Origin of the sequence: Vibrio sp. JC009 (assembly GCF_029016485.1) — a bacterium.
Taxonomy (GTDB): Bacteria; Pseudomonadota; Gammaproteobacteria; order Enterobacterales; family Vibrionaceae; genus Vibrio.
The window spans coordinates 397,601-423,778 of the sequence record NZ_CP092107.1 but is presented as its reverse complement, the minus strand read 5'-3'; the positions used below and the strand labels follow the sequence as shown (position 1 = coordinate 423,778).

Annotated in this window: 25 protein-coding genes; 14 read left to right on the top strand and 11 right to left on the bottom strand. The window is 46.3% G+C overall.

Translation table 11 applies throughout. The features are described from left to right. Window positions 1-83: 83 nt before the first annotated feature. The 4 genes from gcvT (at window position 84) to fusA (ending at window position 5,519) form a co-directional block, all read left to right on the top strand. Entirely contained in the window at window positions 84-1,199 is a 1,116-nt protein-coding gene (gene gcvT, locus L3Q72_RS16850; RefSeq protein WP_275133323.1) for a glycine cleavage system aminomethyltransferase GcvT, read from the top strand. Between the two features lie 129 nt (window positions 1,200-1,328). Next, a complete protein-coding gene (locus L3Q72_RS16845; RefSeq protein WP_275133322.1) occupies window positions 1,329-2,372 on the top strand; it encodes a trypsin-like serine protease in 1,044 nt (347 codons plus the stop codon). Between the two features lie 81 nt (window positions 2,373-2,453). Beyond that, the gene (locus L3Q72_RS16840; protein WP_275133321.1) at window positions 2,454-3,245 is read left to right on the top strand and encodes an HAD family hydrolase; all 792 of its coding nucleotides are present in this window, start codon (window positions 2,454-2,456) and stop codon (window positions 3,243-3,245) included. 252 nt (window positions 3,246-3,497) lie between these two features. Beyond that, entirely contained in the window at window positions 3,498-5,519 is a 2,022-nt protein-coding gene (fusA, locus tag L3Q72_RS16835) for an elongation factor G (protein ID WP_275133320.1), read from the top strand. A gap of 359 nt (window positions 5,520-5,878) precedes the next feature. Here fusA and L3Q72_RS16830 read toward each other — a convergent pair whose 3' ends face one another. The 4 genes from L3Q72_RS16830 to L3Q72_RS16815 form a co-directional block, all read right to left on the bottom strand. Then, window positions 5,879-6,241 carry a rhodanese-like domain-containing protein gene (locus L3Q72_RS16830; RefSeq protein WP_275133319.1) on the bottom strand — a complete coding sequence of 121 codons (363 nt, stop codon included), beginning with the start codon at window positions 6,239-6,241 and terminating at the stop codon, window positions 5,879-5,881. Window positions 6,242-6,323: 82 nt separating this feature from the next. Further along, window positions 6,324-6,932: a LysE family transporter gene (locus L3Q72_RS16825; RefSeq protein WP_275133318.1), complete on the bottom strand. Its 609-nt coding sequence runs from the start codon at window positions 6,930-6,932 to the stop codon at window positions 6,324-6,326. Window positions 6,933-6,956: 24 nt separating this feature from the next. Beyond that, window positions 6,957-7,784 carry an AraC family transcriptional regulator gene (locus tag L3Q72_RS16820; protein ID WP_275133317.1) on the bottom strand — a complete coding sequence of 276 codons (828 nt, stop codon included), beginning with the start codon at window positions 7,782-7,784 and terminating at the stop codon, window positions 6,957-6,959. Between the two features lie 223 nt (window positions 7,785-8,007). Further along, a complete protein-coding gene (locus L3Q72_RS16815) occupies window positions 8,008-8,664 on the bottom strand; it encodes a glutathione binding-like protein (protein ID WP_275133316.1) in 657 nt (218 codons plus the stop codon). Between the two features lie 207 nt (window positions 8,665-8,871). Here L3Q72_RS16815 and L3Q72_RS16810 point away from each other — a divergent pair, with 207 nt between their 5' ends. Then, window positions 8,872-9,153, top strand: a complete 282-nt coding sequence (locus tag L3Q72_RS16810; protein ID WP_275133315.1) for a pyrimidine/purine nucleoside phosphorylase — start codon at window positions 8,872-8,874, stop codon at window positions 9,151-9,153. Window positions 9,154-9,306: 153 nt separating this feature from the next. Continuing rightward, on the top strand, window positions 9,307-9,921 hold the full coding sequence (locus tag L3Q72_RS16805; RefSeq protein ID WP_275133314.1) for a fumarylacetoacetate hydrolase family protein: 615 nt from the start codon (window positions 9,307-9,309) through the stop codon (window positions 9,919-9,921). 2 nt (window positions 9,922-9,923) lie between these two features. Here L3Q72_RS16805 and L3Q72_RS16800 read toward each other — a convergent pair whose 3' ends face one another. From L3Q72_RS16800 to L3Q72_RS16780, 5 genes are all read right to left on the bottom strand, one after another. After that, window positions 9,924-11,744 carry a Na/Pi cotransporter family protein gene (locus L3Q72_RS16800; RefSeq protein ID WP_275133313.1) on the bottom strand — a complete coding sequence of 607 codons (1,821 nt, stop codon included), beginning with the start codon at window positions 11,742-11,744 and terminating at the stop codon, window positions 9,924-9,926. Window positions 11,745-11,835: 91 nt separating this feature from the next. After that, window positions 11,836-12,744, bottom strand: a complete 909-nt coding sequence (locus L3Q72_RS16795; protein WP_275133312.1) for an amino acid ABC transporter permease — start codon at window positions 12,742-12,744, stop codon at window positions 11,836-11,838. 4 nt (window positions 12,745-12,748) lie between these two features. Then, window positions 12,749-13,555: a transporter substrate-binding domain-containing protein gene (locus tag L3Q72_RS16790; RefSeq protein WP_275133311.1), complete on the bottom strand. Its 807-nt coding sequence runs from the start codon at window positions 13,553-13,555 to the stop codon at window positions 12,749-12,751. A 33-nt stretch (window positions 13,556-13,588) separates the two neighbouring features. Next, window positions 13,589-14,383: an amino acid ABC transporter permease gene (locus tag L3Q72_RS16785; protein ID WP_275133310.1), complete on the bottom strand. Its 795-nt coding sequence runs from the start codon at window positions 14,381-14,383 to the stop codon at window positions 13,589-13,591. 1 nt (window position 14,384) lies between these two features. Continuing rightward, window positions 14,385-15,104, bottom strand: coding sequence for an amino acid ABC transporter ATP-binding protein (locus L3Q72_RS16780; protein WP_275133309.1), 720 nt, complete (start codon window positions 15,102-15,104; stop codon window positions 14,385-14,387). A 331-nt stretch (window positions 15,105-15,435) separates the two neighbouring features. Between L3Q72_RS16780 and aroG the strand changes: the two genes are divergently transcribed. After that, window positions 15,436-16,491: a 3-deoxy-7-phosphoheptulonate synthase AroG gene (gene aroG / locus L3Q72_RS16775; RefSeq protein ID WP_275133308.1), complete on the top strand. Its 1,056-nt coding sequence runs from the start codon at window positions 15,436-15,438 to the stop codon at window positions 16,489-16,491. A gap of 41 nt (window positions 16,492-16,532) precedes the next feature. On the opposite strand, the gene L3Q72_RS16770 is transcribed toward aroG, so the two are convergent. Both L3Q72_RS16770 and L3Q72_RS16765 read right to left on the bottom strand, forming a co-directional pair. Continuing rightward, window positions 16,533-17,627, bottom strand: coding sequence for a mechanosensitive ion channel family protein (locus L3Q72_RS16770; RefSeq protein WP_275133307.1), 1,095 nt, complete (start codon window positions 17,625-17,627; stop codon window positions 16,533-16,535). A 9-nt stretch (window positions 17,628-17,636) separates the two neighbouring features. Next, entirely contained in the window at window positions 17,637-19,061 is a 1,425-nt protein-coding gene (locus tag L3Q72_RS16765; protein WP_275133306.1) for a diguanylate cyclase, read from the bottom strand. Window positions 19,062-19,289: 228 nt separating this feature from the next. On the opposite strand from L3Q72_RS16765, the gene L3Q72_RS16760 reads away from it, so the two are divergent. The 7 genes from L3Q72_RS16760 to L3Q72_RS16730 all read left to right on the top strand — a co-directional run bounded on the left by L3Q72_RS16760 (window position 19,290) and on the right by L3Q72_RS16730 (window position 26,157). Continuing rightward, window positions 19,290-19,724, top strand: a complete 435-nt coding sequence (locus tag L3Q72_RS16760) for an RNA-binding S4 domain-containing protein (RefSeq protein WP_275133305.1) — start codon at window positions 19,290-19,292, stop codon at window positions 19,722-19,724. A gap of 478 nt (window positions 19,725-20,202) precedes the next feature. Continuing rightward, window positions 20,203-20,622, top strand: coding sequence for a D-ribose pyranase (gene rbsD / locus L3Q72_RS16755; protein WP_275133304.1), 420 nt, complete (start codon window positions 20,203-20,205; stop codon window positions 20,620-20,622). A 25-nt stretch (window positions 20,623-20,647) separates the two neighbouring features. Further along, on the top strand, window positions 20,648-22,153 hold the full coding sequence (gene rbsA, locus L3Q72_RS16750) for a ribose ABC transporter ATP-binding protein RbsA (RefSeq protein WP_275133303.1): 1,506 nt from the start codon (window positions 20,648-20,650) through the stop codon (window positions 22,151-22,153). Beyond that, on the top strand, window positions 22,150-23,136 hold the full coding sequence (gene rbsC, locus L3Q72_RS16745) for a ribose ABC transporter permease (RefSeq protein WP_275133302.1): 987 nt from the start codon (window positions 22,150-22,152) through the stop codon (window positions 23,134-23,136). Before rbsA ends, rbsC begins: the two co-directional genes overlap by 4 nt. A gap of 56 nt (window positions 23,137-23,192) precedes the next feature. Further along, a complete protein-coding gene (gene rbsB, locus L3Q72_RS16740; RefSeq protein ID WP_275133301.1) occupies window positions 23,193-24,071 on the top strand; it encodes a ribose ABC transporter substrate-binding protein RbsB in 879 nt (292 codons plus the stop codon). A 131-nt stretch (window positions 24,072-24,202) separates the two neighbouring features. Beyond that, window positions 24,203-25,123 (top strand): ribokinase, encoded by a 921-nt coding sequence (gene rbsK, locus L3Q72_RS16735; RefSeq protein ID WP_275133300.1) that lies wholly within the window; start codon window positions 24,203-24,205, stop codon window positions 25,121-25,123. Between the two features lie 20 nt (window positions 25,124-25,143). Continuing rightward, entirely contained in the window at window positions 25,144-26,157 is a 1,014-nt protein-coding gene (locus tag L3Q72_RS16730) for a substrate-binding domain-containing protein (protein ID WP_275133299.1), read from the top strand. The last annotated feature ends 21 nt before the right edge of the window (window positions 26,158-26,178 follow it).

The following is a 26,178-nucleotide window of genomic DNA, read 5'->3' as shown; positions in this document are numbered from 1 at the left end:
CACTCCTTTATCTGTTATTAATGGATAAATAGTGAATTTGTTTATTATTGGAAACATATCCGTTTAACTTTAAGGAGAAAGTGATGACCGAACTGCTCAAAACACCGCTGCACGCTGTGCATGTTGAGTCCGGTGCCAAGATGGTTCCCTTTGCGGGATATGATATGCCGGTTCAGTATCCGCTGGGGGTGAAAAAAGAGCACCTTCACACGAGAGAGTTTGCAGGTCTTTTTGATGTGTCTCACATGGGGCAGCTAAGATTGAAGGGCAGCGATGCCGCTAAAGCAATGGAAGCATTGGTACCTGTGGACATTATCGACCTCCCGTCCGGAAAACAGCGCTATGCGTTTTTCACCAACGATCAGGGCGGAATCTTAGATGACCTGATGGTGACTAACTTTGGCGATCATCTTTTTGTGGTGGTTAATGCTGCATGTAAAGATCAGGATATTGCCCATATCAAAAGTAACCTGCCTTCAGGTGTTGAGCTGGAAGTGATAGAAGACCGCGCGTTGATGGCTCTTCAGGGACCAAAAGCGGCAGAGGTTCTGGCAAAGATTCAGCCGGCTGTCGCTGAGATGGTCTTTATGGATGCGCAGATTCTGAATCTGGATGGTGTCGAATGCTATATCAGCCGCAGTGGTTATACCGGTGAAGACGGGTTTGAAATCTCAGTCCCATCAGAGTCAGCTGTTGAACTGGCGGCTAAACTGACAGCTTTTGATGAAGTGGAATGGATTGGCCTTGGAGCCCGCGATTCAATGCGTCTTGAGTGCGGTTTATGTCTGTACGGTCATGATCTGGATACGACAACAACTCCCGTTGAGGCTAGTTTGCTCTGGGGTATCAGTAAGGTTCGCAGAGCGGATGGTGAGCGAGCTGGTGGATTTCCGGGAGCGGAGATCATTCTTGAGCAGATAGCGACAAAAGCGGTTTCGCGTAAGAGAGTTGGCCTGGTTGGTCAAACAAAAGCGCCGGTTCGCGAAGGCTGTAAACTGTTTGATGCTGACGATAATGAAATCGGTGTTGTAACAAGTGGTACAGCGGGGCCGACTGCCGGGAAACCTGTGTCTATGGGCTATGTGGCAACAAGCTTTACTACTATCGGAACGGAAGTGTTTGCTGAAGTTCGTGGTAAAAAGCTTCCAATGCTGGTGGAGAAAATGCCGTTTGTGCCACAGCGATACTACCGCGGTTAGTTTTGTTTTGAAATTTGTTCATTTTGGTGATATCTGTCCGATAATTAGATAGAGTATGCATATTGTCGGGCGAGATCTGAGCTTAGTACTTACTGAGTTGTCTGGCCGTGAGTTACAGAGAACACCGAAATGAACAAAGTATCGATACCGTTGTTAATCGCTACAACTTCACTTACCTTTTCTTCGCTGAGCACAGCGGAAGAGGCTCAGGCCTACATTGTAAATGGTTCAGACACCACAGCCTCGAGCTATCCTACTTTTGCAAGCCTGATCAAGTGGCAGGATTACAATAGCGGTTATGTTAGTTATGGCAACTATTGCGGCTCTACCATACTGAAGGCCAATTATGTGCTGACTGCTGCGCATTGTGTCTATATTGATAGTACCGATGATGAAGAGCGGATGCTCTTTACTAATGTGTATCCGCAACTTGAGGATGAATCCTGGAGCAATATCAGCTCATCTTCTACTGAAAAAATCAGAATTTCAGAAGTGTATTATCCGGACACCTATAACGGTTCTCTGTACCACGATGTTGCAATTCTGAAACTGGAGCAGTCAATGTCGGTCACTGATGAGGCTGAATTGCCGGCCGATAACGATGATGCAACGTACAGAAGTTCCTCTTATACCTTTTATGCTGTAGGACATGGCTATACCAGCAAAGGTACTGACGGTTCAACAAGCCTTCAGGATGTAGCATTAACCTGGGTGCCTAATTCTAGCTGTAATTATACCATCACCACAGACTACAACCTGTGTATGGAAGGTACGGTAACCTATAACTCTGAAGCCGGTGAAAACCTGGAAGGTTCAGTCTGTGACGGGGATTCAGGAGGCCCTTTATACTGGACGGACGGTTCGACTCAGAAACTGGTTGGTGTGACCAGTTACGGCCCGGCGTCAAAATGCGGCGACCCAAGTTATAGCGCCACATCCGTGTTCTCAGAAGTACTGGACTTTAAAACCTGGATAAATAACGTTACCAGCGGAGCTGTGACGGCGAAGTATACCTTTACTGAAACAGAGAGGCAGGCATTCAGAGACGGTGACTACTCCTATAAATACACATCGGGTACCTCTTCTGTTTCTTCATCTGGCTCATCCGGAGGCTCGGTACCGCTTTGGGCTTTTCCTCTTCTTATTGCGGGCTTTATTCTGCGCAGAAGATAATATTTGTATTTAATTCGTCTTATTCTTTCCTTCGGCTTCTGTTATTATCGTTGCAGATAATAACAGGGGCTGAACCTTAACATGTCAAAAAAAATTATTGCTTCCGACTACGATAAAACCTTTTTTTACAAAACTGACCCGTCTAAACTGCCGAGAAACCTCGAAGCGGTTAAAAACTGGCGTAATCAGGGAAACCTGTTTGCTATAAGTACCGGGCGTGATGCGGCTAGTATCCGCTTTGAAAGAAAGGCTCGTGATGTAGATTACGATTACCTGATTGCGCTGAATGGTTCACTGGTTGTCGATAGTGAAGACAATATTCTGTTTAAAGCAGCCCTGGAAAATGGCCTCGCCCGCGATGTCGCAGAAATGCTGAAGCAGAGAGTGGGTGATGAGCTGATCGTTTCCAATGGCTTTGACGGCTGTAACTTTACTAACCGCGCCGCTAGCTTAAATGACGCTGTTGCGCGGGAAGTCTTTGAACGTAACTCGCAAATCTATACTAAGTCTGTAGAGCAGGCGCTTGATGGTGAAGTGCTTCTGCTTGGTTGTCTGTGCAGCGATCTGGAAGAAGCTCAGTCGATTCGCAGTGAGATTCTGGGGAAATACGCTTCTGAGGTAGAAGTTTTTATCAACCTTAACTATATCAACGTGGTTCCAAAGGGGATCAGTAAAGCAAGCGGACTGGAATTGATTGTGGAACAAGCTGCGATCAGAGAAGAACTGGTTTCAGTGATCGGGGATGATTACAACGATATTCCTATGCTGGAGCGCTTTACCGGTTATGCAGTTGAGAACGCAAAAGATGAAGTAAAGCAGGCGAGTGAAAAGGTGTATCCGGCCGTAGCAGACTTAATCTCAGATAAGCTGTAATACAGCGCTAAATTGCTAACCAGTCTACATTTTTTAATACTGATATTACAGAAGCTTCACAGCTATGAAATATATCACATCATTTGTTTAAAAATCGGTCCAAGCTATAGCTATTAATCCCAGATAGCGGGGCCGATTTGCATATACCCATCCGAAAAATGACCTGGAAGACGAGCTGGCGGATATTCCCGCCAACTCAGAGTATTTTATACCAAAAATAATTTCTTCCACTGTCAAGGATAGGAGGCGTGTATGCCAAACATGATTCGCAATGTCGCATTTGTTGGCCAAACTGGTACCGGGAAAACAACACTTGTCGAGCATCTTTTATTTGAAACCAAGGCAACTACACATTTAGGGACGGTAGAGTCTGGTGACACTGTCACAGACTTTGACCCTCAGTCCATTCACTATCACCACTCCATTGAAGCAACTCCGGTTACCCTTACTCACAATAAACACAGAATGAACATCATTGATACTCCGGGACAGCCTGAACTGCTTGGCCGGACCCTGAGTATTTTCCCTTCGGTTGAAACATCCGCATTAGTACTGGATGCAAATACGCCCTTAAACCAGGTATCCGATCGTCTGTTTGAGTTTGCCAAAGAGCAGCAGAAGTGTCAGATGATTATCATCAACAAAATCGATCTGAATCCGAAAAAAATAGAAGAGCTGGTGGAAGAGGTAAAAGAGCGCTTTGGTGACGGCTGTTTGCCAATTAACCTTCCTTCAGAAGATGCCTCTTCGGTAGTGGATTGTTATTTCGAACCTGAGTACGACAAGCCAACACTTTTTGATGATGTCAGCAGTGCTCATGAGAGTTTGATCGATCAGGTTATCGAAGTTGATGAAGAGCTGATGGAAATCTATCTTGAGCAGGGATCAGAGCTTTCGCCAAATCAGCTTCACGACCCGTTTGAAGAAGCACTTAGGACCGGGCATATTATTCCGATCTGTTTTGTTTCAACTGAAACCAATGCGGGTATCGAGCTACTTCTGAAAACCCTGGGCGAAATCATGCCGATGCCGGTGGAGGGCAATCCTCCTCTGCTTGAGAAAAACGGTAAGCAAATCCCGGTGGACTGTGAAACTCTTGAGCATTCGGTAGCTCATGTCTACAAAGTCAGTGTTGACCCTTACATGGGGAAACTGGCTTATCTGCGGGTTTTCCAGGGAGAAATTAATGCGGGCAGTCAGCTTTATGTTGGCGAAAGTAATAAGGCATTTAAGGTGGGGCACCTGTATCAGCTTCAGGGTAAAGAGCGCATTGAAATCTCACGCGCCATTGCCGGTGATTTATGTGTGCTGGCTAAAGTGGATGACCTGAACTTTGACTCTGTGGTTCACGACTCTCATGATGAAGACGGCGTTCAGATGCGCACGCTGAACTTCCCTCAGTCTATGTACAGTCAGGTGGTTAAGCCTAAGAAACGTGGTGATGAGCAGAAACTGTCTGAAATTCTGAACCGCATTGAAGCGGAAGATCCTTCGCTGAGAATTGAACACAGAACGCGGACCAATGAAACTTTGCTTAGCGGCCAGGGTGAATTCCATCTCAAAGTGGCTCTTGAGAAGATGGAAAGCGTCTATAAGCTGGAGGTCGAAACCTCACAGCCAAGCGTTGAATATTTCGAAACCATCACCAAACCGGCTGAAGGTCAGTACCGCCATAAGAAACAGAGTGGTGGTGCCGGGCAGTTTGGCGAGGTTCAACTGAAGGTCAGACCGCTTGAGCGTGGTGAGGGCTTTAAGTTTGTCAATAAAGTGGTGGGTGGCGCAATACCGACGGCTCTGATCCCAGCGGTTGAAAAGGGCATCAGACAGGCTCTTGATGAAGGCGCGATTTCCGGAAACCCGATTAAGGATATAGAAGTTACGGTTTATGACGGTAAATTCCACTCAGTGGACTCAAAAGAGATTGCCTTTGTTATTGCGGGTAAGAAGGCCTTCCTGAATGCGGTGGAAAATGCAGGGCCGATTGTTCTTGAGCCAATCGTCTCAATGGATCTGCATATTCCGACTACGGCAGTGGGTGATGTGTCCGGTGACCTTTCCGGTAACCGCGGCTTAATTGAAGGCTCGCACCATGAGTCGAATACTTTCACTCTGCTAAAAGCGAGATCGCCAATCAATGAGTTGCAGGATTATGCAAGACGGTTTAAAGCGCTTACCGGGGGTGAAGGCAGCTTTAGTATGGTTCTGAGTCACTACGAACCTGCGCCACCTGCGGTGCAGAAAAGAGTGTGTGAGGAAGCGGCTGCTGAAAGGTAGTTGTTGATTAAACCGGAGTATCAACCAGGTCATTCCCGCGGAGGCGGGAATCTGCTAAAAGCGCGTTGTAGAGCTGAAAACTATTGTTAGCTCTACAGCGCGTTGTTATACCAATCCCAGCAATTATCTGTTCATCCTTGCTTGTCAAAATCGCTAATAGCTGCGTTAAAATTTTTGTAATTAGATCCACTAGTTACTGCAAATTTTGCCTTGCTCTTAGCGATTTTGCCTGCGCAATCACTGAACAGCTAATTACTGGGATTGGTATTAGTAGATTCCGGATAAAAGCTTCGCAATTTCCGGAATGACATTGAAACAGGTTATATTGTTGAAAAAACGAGCTTCGAACCGCTTTTAACTTACTGCGGTTTAGCTGCCTGCAATTCCCGTAACCCGCCACCATTAAAGACGTATTGATAGCCGTGTTGAGTCAGATATTGAAATGCCTGGCCTGAGCGGTTACCGCTTCTGCAATACACAACAATGGGCGTATTCTTAGGAACTTGTTGAAAAGCCCTGTCGATCACTTGCAAAGGGTAGTTAACCGAGCCTTCAAGGTGACCTGCCTGATATTCCTGTGGCGTTCGGACATCCACAAGAAAAACGCCCTGATCAATTAACTTCCAGGCAATTTCTGCGCGTGTGGCTGCAGCGTTACCTGACACGGAAAATAAAAGAGTGAAACTGGCGAGCAGTAAAGTAGAAAGTCTCCGCCATAACATAATGCAATTCCTTCTGGTCTATCTGAGTTCTGAATCGCTTATGATATCAAATTCACTCTGCCTATCCTATTAAACCTAAGTTTTAACTACCGCTCCAGGCGAGATAAACATGCTCGTAGCTGATACTTGCTGCGACATAAACCAGCAAAACAGACATCAGAATATTAAAGCTTCTGAAGTAAAGTGGGTTTTCGATTTTCTTCCCAAGGACAGAGCCTGCAACCGCGTAGCCGGCAGGTGCACCAAACGCGAATATGGATAAGATCAGAGACCAGAAAATAATTTGTGTTCCGGCAATTCCAACGGCCGGAAACTGAATGGTAGAGATTGGCAGCGTTGCAATCAGAGCTTTTGGGTTAAGCAGGTGCATAAACAGACCATCACGGAATTTAAGGCCGTTTTTTTTCTGTTTTGATTCACCGATATCAACCTTAGCCCTGAATACTTTCCAGGCGATATTGACCATATAACAGCAACCAAGAATGCTGATATACGGAAGAATGGACTTATTGACAACCTGCGCGCCCAAAAAGCTTAAAGAGATAAACAGGATCAGCATGGCTGCCCCCACGCCTACGTAAAATCCAAAGTGGGCTTTTGCCTTCCCCTGAATACCGCTGTGAAGGCCAAGCAGGTTCATAGGGCCGGGACTGTACATAACGCTGAATGCGTAAGCAAAAATTTCTAGCATGATAAATTTCTAATTCTGGCTGTTTTATTGAGAAAGTTGTAGTTGGTACTGCTTCGGTGTCATCCCAAAGTAACGCTTAAAGCGTCGGTTGAGGTGACTGCTGTCCGCAAATCCGCATGCCTGAGCAACATCAATGGAAGGCAGGCCTGTTTCTAAAGCCTTACGGGCACTATTGATGCGGCAATTGAGAACATACTGGTGCGGAGTAATACCAAACTGAGAACGAAATAGCCGGATAAAATGAAATTTGGACATATTGGCGGCCGCTGCTATATCGTCAATGGCGATATCCTGATGCAGGTTTGCCTGAATAAACTCTTTTGCTTTTATCAGCAGTTTATCTGTCCGGGAGTCGGGAGTGGTTTCCTGCAACTGACCGCTCATGCGGACCAGTGACCGGGCAATCTGAAAAAGACCTGACTCCTGTTCAATTTTCGAAGCGTTCTCTTCCTGAATCAGTTCAGAAAAAGAGAGTATCTGATGACTTAGTATCGCATCATCAAGTACGGTACCTTCGACTCTGAGAGTCTGGTTTTCATCTATGCCAAGTGCTTTAAACTGAGTTTTAAGTGCATCCGGGTGTAAATAGAGCATGCTGTATTTCAGATTGGTGTCACCACCGGAATGTCCGTCATGAACATCATCTGGATTAAACAGTACGATCCTTCCCGGAGAGCTTTTATGAAAGCTGCGGCAGCTAAAAAAGTCCTGCCTTCCCTGAAGAGTAACGCCGATGGAGTACTCCTCATGGGCATGCTTATCGTAAGAAAAGTCACTCATATTTGCATCCAGCGTTGTTACCCCTTTAAGGTACTTACTTGCTGCAAACTGAAAGTGGTTTTCTGACTTCATAAAACTACCGAATCTCAATATATCTCTGGGCTATTATTTTCCCATAATATAGTTAAGAGTTCGATATAAAACTTGAACAAAATTGCTCTATTGAGTTTGGAGGCTGCCAGAAGGCAGGTATCGAACACAGACACGCATGAATACATCCATGTAGCTCGATCTCGCCATCCATGGCGAGGACGGTCTGCTTATCGATACCAGCCTTCTGGCGGTGACATTTGTACTAGCTGATCTTACAAACCGCCATTCCTTTTTGAAAACCGGGGCGCGCCAGCAGAGCTTCGGTCCAGCGGGTGACATTTTGGTAGCTGTTTAACTCAAGCGTTTCTTTAGCACCGTAGAACCGATCCAGACAAACAATCCAAGGCAGAATTGAGAAGTCTGCAATAGTCAGCTCATCGCCAATGACAAACTCTTTACCTTCCAACTGCTTATCCAGAACAGCAAGCAGGCGTTTGGTCTCTTTGGTATAGCGATCCTGGCCGTAGGAGAGATCAAACTCCTGAGGGGCAAACTTAGTGAAATGACCAAACTGACCGAACATAGGCCCAAGTCCTCCCATTTGCCAGAAAAGCCATTGCAGGGTATGACTGCGTTTTGCCGCATCTTCAGGAAGGAATTTCCCCGTTTTTTCAGCAAGGTGAAGAAGGATTGCTCCGGACTCCATGATTGCCAGTGGCTCACCATTGTTTCCGGTCGTGTCAACAATTGCCGGGATTTTGGAGTTTGGGTTAATTTTTATAAATTCTTCTGTAAATTGGTCGCCGTTACGGATATCAATGGTGTGGGCTTCATAGTCCAGGCCCATCTCTTCAAGGGCAATTCCGACTTTTTGTCCGTTTGGTGTAGCCAGAGAGTAAAGTTGAATGTTAGCTGACATAATCGATCCTGTATCTGTTTGATGTTGCGCCTGTTTTAAATATGGGGATGATATTTGGATTTAAAACAGGTAATTTAGTGATATCTAAAACATAGCTAAAGATGAGTATATTGCACGTGCCGGATAAAAATAGGGGCTTGTGCATCGTGCCGTATTCAGCTAAAAAGAAGAGTATCGTTAATTAAATAATCATTAACAGGAAGTAGCATGATTAAAGAAAACAGTTATTTTGATGGTGGAGTGAAGTCACTGGCGTTTACTCAGGACGGAGAAAGCAGCAGTGTTGGTGTGATGGCTCCGGGTGAGTACACTTTCGGCACGGAAGCGCCTGAGCGTATGACCGTTGTTAAGGGCTCACTGACTATCAAGCGCGTGGGTGATGAGGATTGGTCAACTTTTAATGCAGGTGAGTATTTTGAAGTTGTAGGTAACTCATCGTTTGACCTGAAAGTTGCAGTATCCACCGCGTACTTGTGTGAATATCTGTAACCGGTATTCATTGAATGAAAAAGCTCGTCTTATCCATGACGGGCTTTTTTTTGTGTTATGAAGCGCAAAAAGATCAGCATGGAATTATCTGAATGCAACTTTGCTAAGTTATAATTTTTGCTTATAAGTTTTTGAATCACCACGGAAGGTTAAGTGAATACTGTAGTACTGGGTGACCGTAAGGTAAAACCGTCGAAGTTAGTCTGTATCGGACGAAATTATGTGGAACACATTCACGAGCTGGGAAATCAGATACCCGAGCAGATGGTGGTTTTTAATAAACCCAATTCCGCAATTGCTAACCGCCTTATCTCCTTCCACCAGGAACCGCTGCACTACGAAGCCGAAATTTGTTTTCTTGTCAGGCGTAAGAGCCTTGCAGCTGTTGGGTTTGGATTAGATCTTACCAAGCGTAATCTGCAAAGCAGGCTGAAAGAAAAAGGTTTGCCGTGGGAAAGAGCAAAAGGTTTTGATCACTCGGCCGTATTAAGTCGCTTTATTCCGATGGATGGCATCGATCTTAATGACCTCAGTCTGGAACTGCATATTAACGGCGTCCGTATTCAGAGCGGACATGTTAGTCAGATGCTTTATCCGCCAAGGGTTATTTTGCAGGAGCTTAGCAGTTACACCAGTTTGCAAACCAACGATATCGTTATGACTGGCACACCTTCCGGTGTTGGTGTAATACATCCCGGAGATGTATTTACCGGCCGTATAAAATGTGCCGACCGGACTATTATTGAAGTTGAGTGGGTCGCTGAGTAACCTCAGGCACTGTTCCCTCTGTATACAGATCGTTTCCTCAACTGAGATTTCGCAATCCGTTTACTGATGGTGTAAATACGTTTGAGCTGCTCAACCCACTCCATTTCATAGCGGAATACTTTCAGGCGTTTTGCATCTGGTTCAATCAGGCGTTCTGCCTGGTGGGTAAGCACAACATCCAGCAGGGAGTTCAGCTCTCTTTTCGCATTCAGCACGTTTTCAGCCAGAGTGTCGTCGTTTCGGCGGATGGCGTTTACGCTGTTTAGCATGGCTTCATTTACTTTGTTCTGAACTGCATCCAGCGTCAGCCGCATATCCGGGCTGATGCTGATATTGGTATTCAGCGCTTTGTAAGCCATAGGCAGCATCGCATCGACAATTAAGTCAGCGATGCTTTCAAGCTGGTCGGTCATACTTATCAGTTTTATCTGCCGGCTGCTCTGCTGATCTGAAAGAGGCTCCAGCCTTAACCTTCCCAGGTAAGAGAGGATTTCAGCATGCAGCTCGTCCACTTCGTCTTCTATTTTTTCAATATTGCTGAGTTTCTCTCTGATGGTGGTTTTTTCTGCTTCGGTAAAGTTTTTGTCAACCAGTGATGGCAGGTCGTTCATCATATTACAAACGCGTCTGCCTACGCGGCCCAGCTCTAACTGTGCCTGATCAAGAGCTAAATCAGGTGTCGGAAGAAAATCATTATTCAGATACTTAGGTTTAACCGCTTTGCTTTTCTTTTTCGCAGGTGGGGTTGGTTTGTGCGGAAAAATCTTACGGACAAAAGCGACAAACAAACCTGCGAACGGCAGCATAATGATGGTATTGCACAGGTTAAACAGAGTATTGGCATTGGCGATTTGTCGTGGCAGTTCAGCGGCGAGTTTGTCCATTCCGGAAAGATCGGCATAAACAGGTGAGATACTGACGCTTAACTGGCTGAGGAATCCAATCAGCGGCAGCCAGATAAGTACGCCCAGAATATTAAAGGAAACATGTACGGCAGCGGTCTGTACTGCTTCTCTTGATTTACCGATAGACGCCAGAATTGCGGTAACGCAGGTCCCAATGTTGGCACCCATTGCCAGTGCAATACCGGTTTCCAGAGGAATAAAGCCTTGCCCTGCAAGGACAATAACAATACCGGTAGTTGCAGAAGAAGACTGAACCAGTGCCGTGAATGTCGCTGCAAGCAAAATTGCCAGGAAGAGGTTATCCATGGTCGCCATGGCGTTAATAAAAGGCTCGTATGTACGAAGCGGTGCCATGGCTTCGCTCATCAGATTCATGCCAAGGAAGATAAGACCAAGGCCGAAAAGCATATTGCCGTAATGACGGTTGATTTCTCGTTTGGAAACAAAGCTGATAGCAAAGCCGGCTGCCACCATAGCCAGAGCGGCTTTTGTCACTTTAAAGGCAATGATCTGAGCTGTAACTGTGGTACCTATATTTGCCCCCATGATGACACCAACAGCCTGAGTTAAAGACATCAGGCCGGCGGAAATAAAACCGACCAGCAGGACAGTGGTCACTGAGGAAGACTGAATAACTGCGGTTAGCCCTGCGCCGGTCATGACACCCATAAACCGGTTAGTGGTCAGCTTTGCCAGCAGCGTTTTCATTCGGTCACCGGCAGCCCGTTTCAGGGCGTCCGACATTTTCTCCATTCCGTAAAGAAAGAGTGCCAGCCCGCCAAGCAGACCTATGGTCATTGGGGTATAACTAAGTACTGTGTTTGTATCGGCAGCGCTTGCAGGCGACGAGAGAAGGAGCAATGCGAAAGCAAAAGAAAGGGAGAGGGATGGCAATAACGGTTTAAAATCTCGGCTCATAGGCACACCAAAAAACGTATTCTTCTTTTATAAGCATAGTCCTGATTATGAGTTTTTTGTATATGCATAAGATATGCAAGTGATATGCTGGCTATTGCAGCAGGTGTTTTCTGCTTTTTGATTCGAGTTTTGAGAACAACAGAGAAAGTGCCAGACACAATATCAGATAGGAGAAACCAACCAGCAGCCAGATCTCAAAGATAAGTCCGGACGAGTTTGCCATCTCTGTTCCGACAAACGTCAGCTCCTGTATGGATATTAGTGAGACAATGGAAGAGTCTTTAATCAGCGAAATGGTCTGTCCCGCTAACGGGGGAGCAATGGCGCTGAGAACCTGTGGCGCGATAACATAGCGGTATTTTGACCAGACGGATAAACCCAGAGCGTCTGCCGCTTCCCACTGACCTTTTTCAATGCCTTCCAGCCCAGCCCGGACCACTTCAGCAATGTAGGCTGCAGACAAAAGGCCAACACAAAGTACGCCTGAGAGCAGGTTTTCCCATAAACTCGCTTTACCAAACAAAACAGACTGCAATGCGTTAATCTGGCCGTTATGTTCACGCAGTAACGCCTCCAGCCCCAGTACCGGGATCAGCTGATTGGAGACAAAAAAATAGAAGATAAAAACAAAAACCAGCGGCGGAATATTGCGGATCAGCTGGATATAGGCCGTTGCAGGGATCCGGAAAACCGGAATATGCGAGTGCCGTGCAAGGCCTAAAGTGGTCCCCAGCAGCAGGGCCAGTACCATGCCCCAGGCACTTAGCCTGAAAGTGGCAATAATCCCTTCAAAGAAGTAGGGCAGGTTGCCGTTTGCTCTCGGGGTAAAAATCAGCTCGATTGCAGCAGACCAGTTCCAGTGGTAATTCACACCAATGGAAGAGCGGTAATACAACCAGGTTGCAACAAGAGCGATGAGTACCAGCAGGATATAATCCAGCCGGTTCAGCGCACCAGTTTTGGTTTGCTTTCGCGTTTTAATCGAGCTGACCTTTTCCAATTGATTACTGCCCCTGAGCTACCTGGTTTTGCCAGTCCAGTGATGCAAACCAGTATTCATATCGCTCTGACAACCATCCGTCCTCAGTGCGGGCTTTTATCCATGCATCAAAAAACGCTTTTTTATCTTCTTCTCCTAAACGAACTGCAAAGGCTTCGTTGCCCTTTGCCAGTCGCTCAGTGAACGGAAGGAAAAGTGCATCGCTGTGTTTAATTACTTCGTGCTCAGGTTTAGGGCTGGAGGCGACTACCGCGTGAGCATTGCCGTTGAGCACTTCCTGAAATGCCTGAGCATCATCATCAAACTGAAGGATTTTTGCTTTAGGGAAAGTCTCTCTGGCTACCTGAACCGTATGCGCACCGCGACGGGCTGCGATTTTTATCCTTCTGGAGTTAAAGTTAGCAAAGGTGCTGAACCCGTCTGCCAGTTCTTTGCTGGCTGCTACCTGAACGCCAGAGTGTGAATAGGGTGTTGTAAACAGAACGCTTTTGGCTCGCTCGGAAGTGATTGACATGCCACCTATGATTACATCAAACTTCTTAGCCAGCAGGGCAGGGATGATGCCGTCCCAGGCCGTGGGAACAAATTCCACTTTCCAGCCTGTATCTTTTGCCAGTCGCTTAGCCACATCAATTTCAAAACCGATAAGCTCGCCCTGCTTGTTACGCATTGCCCAGGGCACAAAGGTGGACATTCCCACTCTCAATGTGCCTCGTTCGTTAATCTTATCCAGATTGGGTGTTGCAGCGATTGTCGGCAGAGTCAACGCCATGCCGAGGATCGCCGTAACAGCCTGTTTAAATATTTTCATGGAGTGTTCTCCCTGTTGTTTTCAGTGTTTCCATTAGCGTGTTCTCCACTGTGCACCAAGCCTGTGTTCCAGCAGCGCGGCACAACCCGACAGTGAAAGTGTTAAAACCAGATAAATTGCGGCAACGGTAAACCAGATCTCAAATGGCATTGCCGTTTCCGCTACTATATTTCGCCCTTCGGTTGTGAGATCAAATATCGCCATCACGCTGACGATAGAAGAGTTTTTAACCAGAGAAACCGCCTCGTTTGTTAGAGGTGGAAGGGTTCTTTGCAACACCTGCGGCAGAATAACATCTCTGTAGGTATCGAATTTTGACAGACCAAGGGAACGGGCCGCTTCAAATTGCCCCTTGTCTATGCTGTTTAAACCTGCGCGGAAAATTTCGGCAGTATAGGCACCCTGAAACAGTGCCAGTGCCAGAACGGCGGTGGAAAACCGGTCCAGACCAATCACCGGGCCAAAGACAAAATAGAGCAGGTAAATCTGAACCAGCAGGGGGGTATTGCGGATAAGTTCCACATAACTTCTTGCCAGCACCCGGCCTACAATAGAATCCGACAGGCGGAGCAGGGCGGTAACTAAGCCGATAAGCAGTGTCGCTATCAGAGCAAGAGCCGATATCCTGATGGTTACCATCAGGCCTTCAGCAAGTTCTGCAGGCCACCACTCACCGTCTTCATAGAATGCCAGGTAACCGGGAACCCGCTCCCATTGCCATTGATAGCCCATTGCCTGAGCACCGCTGTCCAGCAACCACATGATCCCAAGCGCAAGGATCAGTATCTGTAAAATAGCGGAGATAACGGGCTTAAGAACCTTAATCATATTAATGGCTGAGTATCTGGTTCAGGAATGCTTTTGTGCGCTGATGCTGAGGACTTGCAAAGAGCTGTTGTGGTGGCGCTGTTTCGATTATTTCTCCTTCGTCCATAAAGACCACCCGGTCTGCGACCTTTCTGGCAAACCCCATTTCATGAGTAACACAAACCATGGTCATACCTTCGCCTGCAAGTTCAACCATGACATCCAGTACTTCGTTAATCATTTCAGGATCCAGTGCAGAGGTGGGTTCATCAAACAGCATTATGCTCGGCATCATACACAGGGACCTGGCTATGGCTACACGCTGCTGCTGACCGCCGGATAATTGAACCGGAAATTTATCGGCCTGATCTTCAATCTGCACGCGGCGAAGAAAGTGCATAGCTCTTTCTTCAGCGTCGTATTTTGACAGTTGCAGTGTACGCATGGGGGCAAGGGTCAGGTTCTGTAAAACGGTGAGGTGCGGGAACAGGTGAAAATGCTGAAAAACCATCCCGACACGGCCTTGCTGTTTGCTCAGCTCCGGGCTGCCCAATACCTGAACTGAACCAGAGTCGTACTGCTCCAGACCGTTTATGCAGCGAATAAGCGTAGATTTACCTGAACCGGAAGGGCCACAGATAACGACGATTTCGCCTTCATCGACGCTGAGGTCAATATTTTTCAATGCCTGGAAATTTCCAAACCATTTATCGACGTTTTTAAATGATATTGCTTTGGACACTCTGACCACAAAACCTGGTTAACAAATAGTACAAATTCAATTAACCTCTCCTGTGAGGTTAATGGGTATACCATAACAATATCAGCGAGATAATGCATTTACATATTTATAATATTCACGCAAATAGCGTGCTTAGAATATCTGTAAACGTGAGTGTACAGGGTGTGTAAATTGTAAAGTTAGTATAAATATTGAATTAATTGAAAAATAATGATTGCAGTCTCGCTGTTAAGAAGATAACTTACGCTTATTAGAACGAGATATGGTTCACATATTCGGGTTCAGGCCCTGCGCAAAGCAATGTGACAAAATAGTAGGATAAAAAGAAAAGATGTTTAAAACAGACGACGTTAGAATTAAAAGAATTAAGGAATTGTTGCCACCAGTTGCGCTTTTAGAGCGTTTTCCAGCTACAGAAAAGTCCTCTTCGACTACTTATCAGGCCCGAAAGGCTATTCACAACATTTTACGTGAAGAAGATGATCGTCTGCTTGTTATTATTGGCCCATGTTCCATCCATGATCCTAAAGCGGCGCTTGAGTATGGCGAGAAGCTAAAAGCACTGAGAGATGAGCTGGGTGACCGCCTTGAAATTGTTATGCGTGTTTACTTTGAAAAACCACGTACAACAGTGGGCTGGAAAGGTCTGATTAACGATCCAAATCTGGATGATACATACCGCATCAACGACGGTCTGCGTACCGCTCGTAAGCTTCTTCTTGACCTGACAGATATGGGCATGCCAACGGCAAGTGAATTCCTGGATATGATTTCACCTCAGTACATTGCTGACCTTATCAGCTGGGGCGCAATCGGTGCCCGTACTACGGAATCTCAGGTACACCGTGAACTGGCATCGGGTATGTCTTGCCCTATCGGCTTTAAAAACGGTACCGACGGCAACATCAAGATTGCATCAGACGCAATCCGCTCTGCTGAGTCTTCGCACCACTTCCTGTCGGTTACTAAGTTTGGCCACTCTGCGATTGTTGAAACAGCAGGTAACGAAGACTGTCACATTATTCTTCGTGGCGGTAACAAAGAGCCTAACTACAGTGCAGCGCACGTTGCTGAAATTAAAGAGCAGCTTGATGCTGCCAAACTGCCACAAAAAGTGATGATCGATTTCAGCCATGCTAACAGCTCTAAGCAGTTCAAGCGTCAGCTTGTGGTTTGTGAAGATGTATCTGCTCAGGTTGCTGCTGGTGACAAAGCAATCTTTGGTGTGATGGTTGAGTCTCATCTTGTTGAAGGGCGCCAGGATCTGGTTGACGGTAAAGCGGAAACTTACGGTCAGTCAATCACAGATGCATGTATCGGCTGGGACGACACAGAGAAAGTTCTGCGCGAACTGGCAGGTGCGGTGGAAGCACGACGCAAAGCATAACGAATTAATATAACAACGCTGTTGGTAAGTAGGCGCCTCTCCTAAACGAGAGGCGTTTTTTTATGCGCCAGAGTAGCTGGCTCAACTTTTAGCGTTTGGGTTGGGAAGGCGACATCGGCGTCATGCTGGTGGATTATATCCATAATCTTCAAAAGCACATCCTGCTTAACTTCATGAAATCTTACCCAGTTTACCGTTTTGGTAAAGGTATAAACAAAAAAGTCCAGAGATGAAGGACCGAAGGCGTTAAAGTTAACGATAAGCGTCTGTGTGGCATCGATATCCGGATGGTCCTGAAGCATCGCTTTTACATCACGGATAATGGCTTCCACTTTGTGGGCATCATCATAACGCAGGCCGATGGTTTCGTAGATACGGCGGTTGAGCATACGGGAAGGGTTCTCAACCACAATATTACTGAATACCGAGTTAGGTACATACAGAGGCCTTTTATCAAAGGTTCTGATTATGGTCATACGCCAGCCAATTCGTTCCACTGTACCTTCAATTTCTCTGTCCGGTGAGCGGATCCAGTTCCCCACCTTAAACGGACGGTCGAAATAGATCATCAGGCCGCCAAAGAAGTTGGAAAGCAGATCTTTTGCGGCAAGACCGACGATTAAACCACCGACACCACCAAAGGTAAGCAGGCCAGAAAGGCTCAGGCCAAGAGTCTGCATCACAGAGAGCAGGCCCATAATGATAAAAATCAGGCGGATTACCTTGGCAACGGCTTGTACGGTTGTTTCATCACGCCTTTTATCTTTTAGTATCTGCTCTTCAAAGTTGGTGATCAGGCGGATTATCGCCCAGATAAACACCGCAATAACCAATATGACTTTGACGTTTTTGAGCCATCCGATAGGGTGCTCAAGCAGATTTTCCAGAGCTATCCCCATGGAAACCGTCGCTGGCCAGCACCAGATAAGGGTACTTATGGGAGCGTTAATTGCGTGAAAAAAAGCGTTGTCCCACTGAAATTTTGTTTTTTCAGCAAGACTTTCCAGCCTTGCTGACAGTAGTTTCCAGATACCCCATACCACAAGGCTGAATGTGGTCAAAAGTAGGATATCTCCGCCCCAGCCGTAACTTTCGGAGGCAAACAGAGCTTCGAGTTTTTGGATTAGTTCATTCATTGAAGTTACTTAGATTAGATGTTCTTGTTTTTTATCAACATACATTGCGCGGTCAGCATCGTCTATGATGATTTCCAGAGATTCATCGGCCGGATAACCGACTCTTACACCGATACTTACACCAATCTGGATAACCAGATGCTCGATATCTATCTCTTTAGCAATCACATGCTTGATTCTGTCACACAGCTGATGAATGTCAGTGGGCGATAACTTTTTGTTTAGAATAACAATAAATTCGTCGCCACCAAAGCGGGCAATGATATCATCTTTTTTCATGCTTGCTTTTAGCCTGTGGGCGACCACTTTCAGTACCTGATCTCCGGTACCGTGTCCGTAGTGATCGTTAACCTCTTTGAACTTATTCAAATCCAGAAACAGACAGCAGATTTCATTGGTTTTACCTTTGATTTCATCAAAGGCTTCTGACAAGCCATTGCGGTTCAATAGCTGTGTTAACGGGTCGTAAGCGGACTTCTTCTTTAATACGACAGACTCAGTCACATCGGTAAGACTGACCATTCGCATCTCCCTCGGAATCGACATCACGTTAGAGACGCTTATTTCGAGGTTTTTTCCATACATGTTTACGGAGCCGTCTACGACAGGGGTGGGCAGGAATTTATCTATAGTTTTTTGTTTTATCTCTTCAGCCGGAATATTAAGCAACTCCTCAGCCAATTGATTGACGTAGATAATATGATCATGGGCATCCACAAAGAATACCGCCTGCGGAAGGTTACGAATCAGGCTTTCCAACTGCTGCATAAACTCGGCCTGCTCTTTATCGGCCCGGTGGAAACGGTAAACGATCAGCAGAAAGTTGATTATAACCAGAATAAAAATGGTGACCTGAGCGACTCTCAGCGTTTCGGTATTCTGAATAGAGAGACGCTCAGAGCGGACGGTAAGTTCATTCATCAGAAACAGTACTTTTTTGTTGGTCTCGTTGGCGTACTGACTCAGCAGAGATACATCACTGATATTTAATCCGGCAAAATCGTTTTCTTGTCCTTTCTGTATGACTAGGTAGACCTCTTCCCACAGGGCTAAAGCATCGGTCATATATTGCTGGCTGATATCGTCTTTGATGGCATCGATTACGACTTTTTTTCCGTCCGGAGTATTTACATAGCCACTGTTTTTTAAGGAGAGTAATGTCTGGTTAAAAAGATTTGCGGCGCTGGTTAGCTCCTGAGTTGCTCTGGGGTTGGTATTACCGCAGGTATCAGCAGAAGGGCAGCTAAGCAGGCCGGACTTCGCGACTCTTTGCGACAGCATCCGTTGTCTGCCGGTGAGGTTAATCACCAGTGCGTCGTTTTCCAGTTTTTCAGACAGGTTCAGGTTGATAAAAAGCAGTGAAAAATCCAGTGTCAGAAACGCAGACACCAGAAAAATCATTGGGATATGACCTAAACGAGCTCGAAATGCCATGAAGAGTTATCGCCTCACACCAAGCAGATAAGATCTTAAGAATCTTATGCATTTTGATTTTCTACATAACATACATACTAGTATGAAGTTATAGCTTGTTCTACAGAATCTTGCGCAAATATATGCTCAGGTAGTCATATGTACCCGGTAAGTATATTTCTATGAGTTGATGATTTGTTTGCAAGGGCTTGGTAACATCGCAGCTAACAGATGAATTGAGTAAAGAAAATGAATCAAGAGTACCAAGACGAACACCTGGAAGAGATTGAAATAGAAGCAATAGGTGTTGAAATCGACAGCCAGCCCATAGAGCTGTTTAAAATATTTAAAATTGCCAACATAGTCGGCAGCGGTGGTGAAGCTAAGCATATTATCAGCGAAGGTTATGTAGCGGTAAATGGTGAGCTGGAAACACGCAAAAGACGCAAGGTGTACGATGGCGACCTGATTGAGTTTAATCAGGAGTTCTATCTGATTATTTGTGATAATCCGGCAGCAGAAGAGCCTGAACACCGCAGCCATGAAATGGATAACCCGGTAGTTGAGCCCGATGCTTTCAATGAGCCTGCGGAGCCGGAAGCAGAAGAATTGCAACCCGCCCCAAAACAGGAAAAACAAAAGAGTAACCCTAAAAAAGGGCGAAAGTCTATCCAGTTTTTCTAAACTGAAACGGCTGAATTATCCATTAAAAACAGCTGGTTACACCTGCAATCCCTCGTTCCCACGCTCCAGCGTGGGAATGCATACCAGCCTAACAACGATCACATCTGACAAGGCAAGCTCAGTAGTTATTTAATAATTAAATGGCCTTCTTTTTCTAATTCTAACCGAGTATACGTTGCCTGTTTTTTCCAAGCCTTCACCTCAGATATGCATTCCAACGCTGGAGCGTAGGAACGAGAAATTCAGTTCTTACCGATAAAACTATTAGTGACGCAGCTCGCTTTTTTTAGTGTCATCGAAACGTTTCGATAGATCTTTCTCACACTTCCATTTTTCACCACAGGAACTTTTTACAGAACAATATATATTTACCCTCATCGAAACGTTTCGACGCGGATTTCACAGCGGAAAATCTGAGGGTTTCTCCATTAAGTGCGGTCACGCCAGAAGTCGAAAGATAATAATTACAGGTATCACTATGAAAAAATCTACCCTGCTAAATTCTGAACTTTCTTACCTAACAGCCACTCTGGGTCATACGGATGAGATTACGATTGCTGATGCCGGTCTGCCTATTCCTGAAGAGGTAGAGCGCATTGACCTTGCTCTGACTCATGGTGTCCCTGGCTTTATTCAGACGGTAGAAACTTTGCTGAAAGAGTCGCAAATTGAGGGTGTGGTTATTGCTGAGGAAACTAAGCAGGTGAGTCCTGAACTTCATAACCAGCTGTTGGCTGCTATCGAAAAAGACAGTGCAGAAACTGGTCGCACAACAACGGTTACTTACGTTTCCCATGAGGAATTTAAAGTACGTACTTTTGAAAGCAGAGCCGTGGTAAGAACCGGCGAATGTACACCTTATGCCAATGTGATTTTCCAGATGGGCGTGACGTTTTAAGTAAAGGGTAGAGTGGGAAACAATTATGACTCAACCAATTTTAGAGCTTAAAGGTATCGATAAGGCGTTTCCGGGTGTAAAAGCGCTGGATAATGCCTGCCTGAACGTATACCCGGGCCGTGTAATGGCACTGCTTGGTGAAAACGGTGCCGGTAAGTCTACACTGATGAAGGTGCTGACCGGGATTTATTCACTGGATGCCGGCTCCATCGCCTATCAGGGACAAAATGCCAAGTTTGAAGGCCCGAAACATTCGCAGGAAGCGGGTATCAGCATTATCCATCAGGAGCTGAACCTGATCCCTGAGCTAACTATTGCAGAGAATATATTTCTGGGCAGAGAGAAGGTGTCCAAATTTGGCCGCATTATGTGGGGCCAGATGTATGAAGAAGCGAACCGCCTGCTGGCAAGACTGAATGTTAAGCACAGCTCAAAGACACAGCTTGGTGAGCTTAGCCTCGGTGAACAGCAGATGGTAGAGATTGCAAAGGCGCTCTCCTTCGAGTCTAAAGTTATCATCATGGATGAGCCAACCGATGCACTGACAGATAAAGAAACCGAATCCCTGTTCAGTGTGATTAATGAACTGCGCGATCAGGGCTGCGGCATTGTTTACATTTCGCACCGCCTTAAAGAGATCTTTGAGATTTGCGATGACATTACCGTACTTCGTGATGGCAAATTTATTGGTCAGTGCCAGGTTTCAGAAACCGATGAAGACGGTCTGATTGAAATGATGGTAGGCCGCAAACTGGATGAACAATATCCGCGGGTGGACGCTGAGCATGGCACTACCTGCCTTGAGGTGAAAAATCTTACCGGCTCAGGGATTCAGAATGTCAGCTTTACCCTGGATCATGGTGAAATTCTTGGTTTTTCCGGCCTGATGGGAGCCGGTCGTACTGAACTGATGAAAGTGATCTACGGCGCTCTGGAAAAAGAGTCAGGGGAGGTGCTGATTGAGGGCAAGTCGATTTCACCTAAGTCTCCGCAGGAAGGTCTGGCTAAAGGAATCGCTTATATTTCTGAAGACCGTAAGGGTGACGGTTTAGTGCTTAGCCTGTCGGTAAAAGAGAATATGTCGCTGAGTGCACTGGAGCACTTCACCAGTGGCGTTCATATTCAGGGCAATGATGAGAAAACAGCGGTTGAAGATTTTATTGGTGCGTTCAACATCAAAACGCCGTCCAGAAACCAGATTATCGGCAACCTTTCCGGGGGCAATCAGCAGAAGGTGGCGATTGCGAAAGGCTTAATGACCAAGCCTAAAGTACTTATCCTGGATGAGCCGACCCGTGGTGTGGATGTCGGTGCCAAAAAAGAGATATATCAGTTAATTAACAAATTTAAAGCAGAGGGTATGAGCATCATTCTTGTTTCTTCTGAAATGCCGGAAGTTTTGGGTATGAGTGATCGGGTTTTGGTTATGCACGAAGGCACCATTAGTGGTGAGTTCGACGTAAGCGAAGCGGATCAGGAAAAACTGATGGCATGCGCAGTAGGTAAGAAGTTAACAGAGGAGGCAGCATGAATACCAAAACCACAATAGGAAGCGCAGCACCTATGCATGATAAAAAACTACTAAGTAAAGAGTGGCTGATTGAGCAGAAGTCGGTAATTGCACTGCTTGTTCTGATTGCCGTTGTTTCATTCCTGAATCCAAACTTCTTTACTGTCGATAACATACTGAACATTCTGCGTCAGACATCGGTTAACGCGATCATCGCGGTGGGTATGACGCTGGTTATTCTTACCGCTGGCATTGACCTGAGCGTTGGTTCAGTTCTGGCCTTGTGTGGTGCATTTGCTGCCGCAATGATCGCTATGGAAATACCTGTGCTGATCGCGGTTCCGGCCTCTTTACTGGCTGGCGCTATTTTAGGCGCGGTAAGCGGCATCATTATCGCTAAAGGTAAGGTTCAGGCATTTATTGCAACACTGGTTACTATGACGTTACTGCGTGGTGTCACCATGGTATTTACCGATGGTCGGCCTATTTCCACCGGATTTACTGATACTGCAGACGCTTTTGCCTGGTTTGGTACAGGTTATACCCTGGGTATCCCGGTTCCTGTATGGCTGATGGTGATGGTTTTTGCCGCGGCATGGTATGTACTGAATCATACAAGATTTGGCCGCTATGTTTATGCGCTGGGCGGTAATGAGTCAGCAACCCGTCTGTCTGGTATCAATGTGGATCGCGTTAAAGTTGGCGTATACGCTGTTTGTGGTCTACTTTCAGCTTTGGCCGGTATTATCGTCACTTCCCGCCTGTCCTCTGCACAGCCAACGGCGGGTATGGCCTACGAACTGGATGCGATTGCTGCTGTTGTATTAGGTGGCACCAGCCTGGCTGGCGGACGTGGCCGCATTATGGGGACCTTGATCGGTGCACTGATTATCGGCTTCCTGAACAACGCGTTAAACCTGTTAGACGTATCTTCGTACTACCAGATGATTGCGAAAGCTGTCGTTATTCTTCTGGCGGTACTGGTGGATAACAAAAACAAATAATCTATCGATAGAAGCCAATATAAATTGGCACAACCCTGAAACAAAGGACTACAAAAATGAAGAAACTTTCAACTCTTATCTCTGCTGCGGTTTTGTCTGCATCTATGAGTGCTACTGCATACGCTCAGGATACTTTGGCGGTCGTAGTATCTACTCTTAACAACCCTTTCTTTGTATCAATGAAAGACGGTGCTGAGAAAAAAGCACAGGAGCTTGGGTACAAACTGATTGTTTTAGACTCTCAGAATGACCCGAGTAAAGAGCTGTCAAATGTGGAAGATTTAACAGTTCGTGGTGTTAAAGCGATTCTTATCAACCCAACTGATTCCGATGCGGTTTCTAACGCCATCCGTATGGTTAACCGTACTAAGATCCCTGTACTGACGCTTGACCGTGGTGCAACTCGTGGTGATGTAGCGGCTCATATTGCTTCTGACAACGTAGTGGGTGGCGAACTTGCCGGTAACTTTATTGCTGAAGTTGTTGGTAAAGACGCTAAAGTGATTCAGCTTGAAGGTATTGCCGGTACGTCTGCTGCCCGTGAGCGTGGTGAAGGTTTCATGAACGCTGTTAAAGGCACAAACATGCAGGTTCTTGCCAGCCAGCCAGCAGATTTTGACCGTACTAAGGGTCTTAACGTAATGGAAAACCTGCTTGCAGCTAACCCTGATGTGCAGGCTGTATTTGCACAGAATGACGAAATGGCACTGGGTGCACTACGTGCGGTTCAGGCATCTGGTAAAGATGTGGTTATCGTTGGTTTCGACGGTACTGATGATGGCGTAGCAGCGGTTAACCGTGGTCAGATGGCAGCAACAGTAGCTCAGCAGCCTGAGCTGATTGGTGCGCTTGGTATCGAAACAGCAGATAAAGTACTGAAAGGCGAAAAAGTGGAAGAGTACATCCCTGTTCCTCTGAAACTGGTTCTTAAGTAATTGAGTTAAAACCCTCCCCATTATTGGGGAGGGAAAGTCTATTGATTTGACGTTTAACTGTAGTCATATGACGAGTCGTCATCAAATCAATAGATTTTTTCCCACCATCAAATTTTAAGTAGGTTATTCAAATGAGTAAGCTTGTTGTCTTAGGCAGCGTTAACGCTGACCATGTATTAAAAGTGCCTTCTTTCCCTCGTCCTGGTGAAACGCTACACGGTAACGGATATCAGGTCATTCCTGGCGGTAAAGGTGCCAACCAGGCCGTTGCAGCAGCAAGGCTGGGGGCAGATATCGGATTTATTGCTTCCGTGGGTGATGATGCTTTCGGGATTAATATTCGAGAAAGCTTTGCCCGTGAAGGGATGAACACAGATGCCGTACTGATAGAGGAAGCGACGCCAACGGGTATCGCCATGATTCAGGTAGCAGAAACCGGTGAGAACAGCATCTGTATCTCTGCAGAAGCAAATGGTAAGCTCACGGCCGACCGTATTACTCCGCATCTGGATTCAGTTATCAATGCCGAGTACCTGCTTATGCAGCTGGAAACGCCGGTCGACGGTGTAGAGCTGGCAGCGAAAGAAGCCAAACAGGCAGGAACTAAAGTGGTGCTGAATCCAGCTCCTGCAAGGGCGTTAAGTGACGAGCTGCTTTCGAATGTTGATATTATCACGCCAAATGAAACGGAAGCTGAAGTGTTGACCGGTATCAGGGTGACTGACGAATCCACCGCGCAGGAAGTGGCAGCGCTCCTTCATGCGAAAGGGATAAAAACGGTAATGATCACCCTTGGCGCAAAAGGTGTTTGGCTGAGTGAGCAAAATGAGACAGGCAGAATTATTGCCGGTTTCAGAGTGGATGCCACGGATACCACAGCGGCGGGAGATACCTTTAACGGCGCTCTGTTAACCGGTCTTATCGAAGGCAAAGCGATGGAAGAGGCGATTGTATTTGCTCATGCAGCGGCTGCAATTTCTGTAACCCGTTTTGGCGCTCAGACATCCATTCCAACCCGTGAAGAAGTAGACACCTTTCTTTCACAGCAGTAATCAAGAAAAGGAAGTAAAACATGGCAACCATGAAAGATATAGCGAAACTGGCCGGAGTATCCACTTCCACGGTTAGCCATGTAATTAATCAGAGCCGTTTTGTCAGTGAAGAGATATCAGAACGTGTCCAGCAGGCTGCCAGGGAGCTGAACTATTCACCTTCAGCGCTTGCCCGAAGCCTGAAAATGAACCGTACGCGAACCATTGGCCTGATCGTGACCACTTCAACCAACCCATTTTTCGGTGAAGTAGTAAAAGGCGTTGAAAGACGCTGTTATCAGCAAAACTACAACCTGATCCTCTGTAATACTGAAGGCGACGAAGAGCGGATGAAATCTTCTATCAGCACCTTGCTGGAAAAGAGAGTTGATGGTCTGCTTCTGCTCTGTTCCACACTGGAAGGTCAGTACCTGGATGTATTTGACCGTTACCCGGATGTTCCCACAGTGGTTATGGACTGGGGAGAAACTCATTTTCCGAGCGATAAGATCAAAGATAATTCTCAGCTTGGTGGCTATATGGCAGGCAAATACCTGATCGAACATGGCCACAGGGACATTGCCTGTATCACCGGCCCTTTGGGACGACATCAGGCTCAGATCCGTTACGAAGGTTTTAAGTCAGCCATGGGGGATTCTGAGATTGAAATCAGACAAGAGTGGGTGATTGAGTCTAACTTTGAATGTGACGGAGGCTATGACGCCTTCAACCAGCTTTATGAGCGCTGTGGGGAAAGCAAGCAACTGCCTACGGCCATTTTTGCCTGTAACGATATGATGGCTATGGGTGTGATTAATGCGGCAAATGAGAAAGGCATTAAGATCCCTGAGCAGATATCCGTTATCGGCTATGATGATATTGCGATTTCGCGCTTTATGGTTCCTCCGTTAACCACAATACACCAGCCCAAATACCGCCTTGGCAGAGCCGCGGTTGATACCTTGCTTCAGCGTATAGAAGATAAAGAGGCGCAACCAAGGCAAATTCAACTGGAACCTGAACTGGTAATACGAGATAGCGTCAGCTCAGTATAGCTTTGCTTCTTCCTGCTTTTA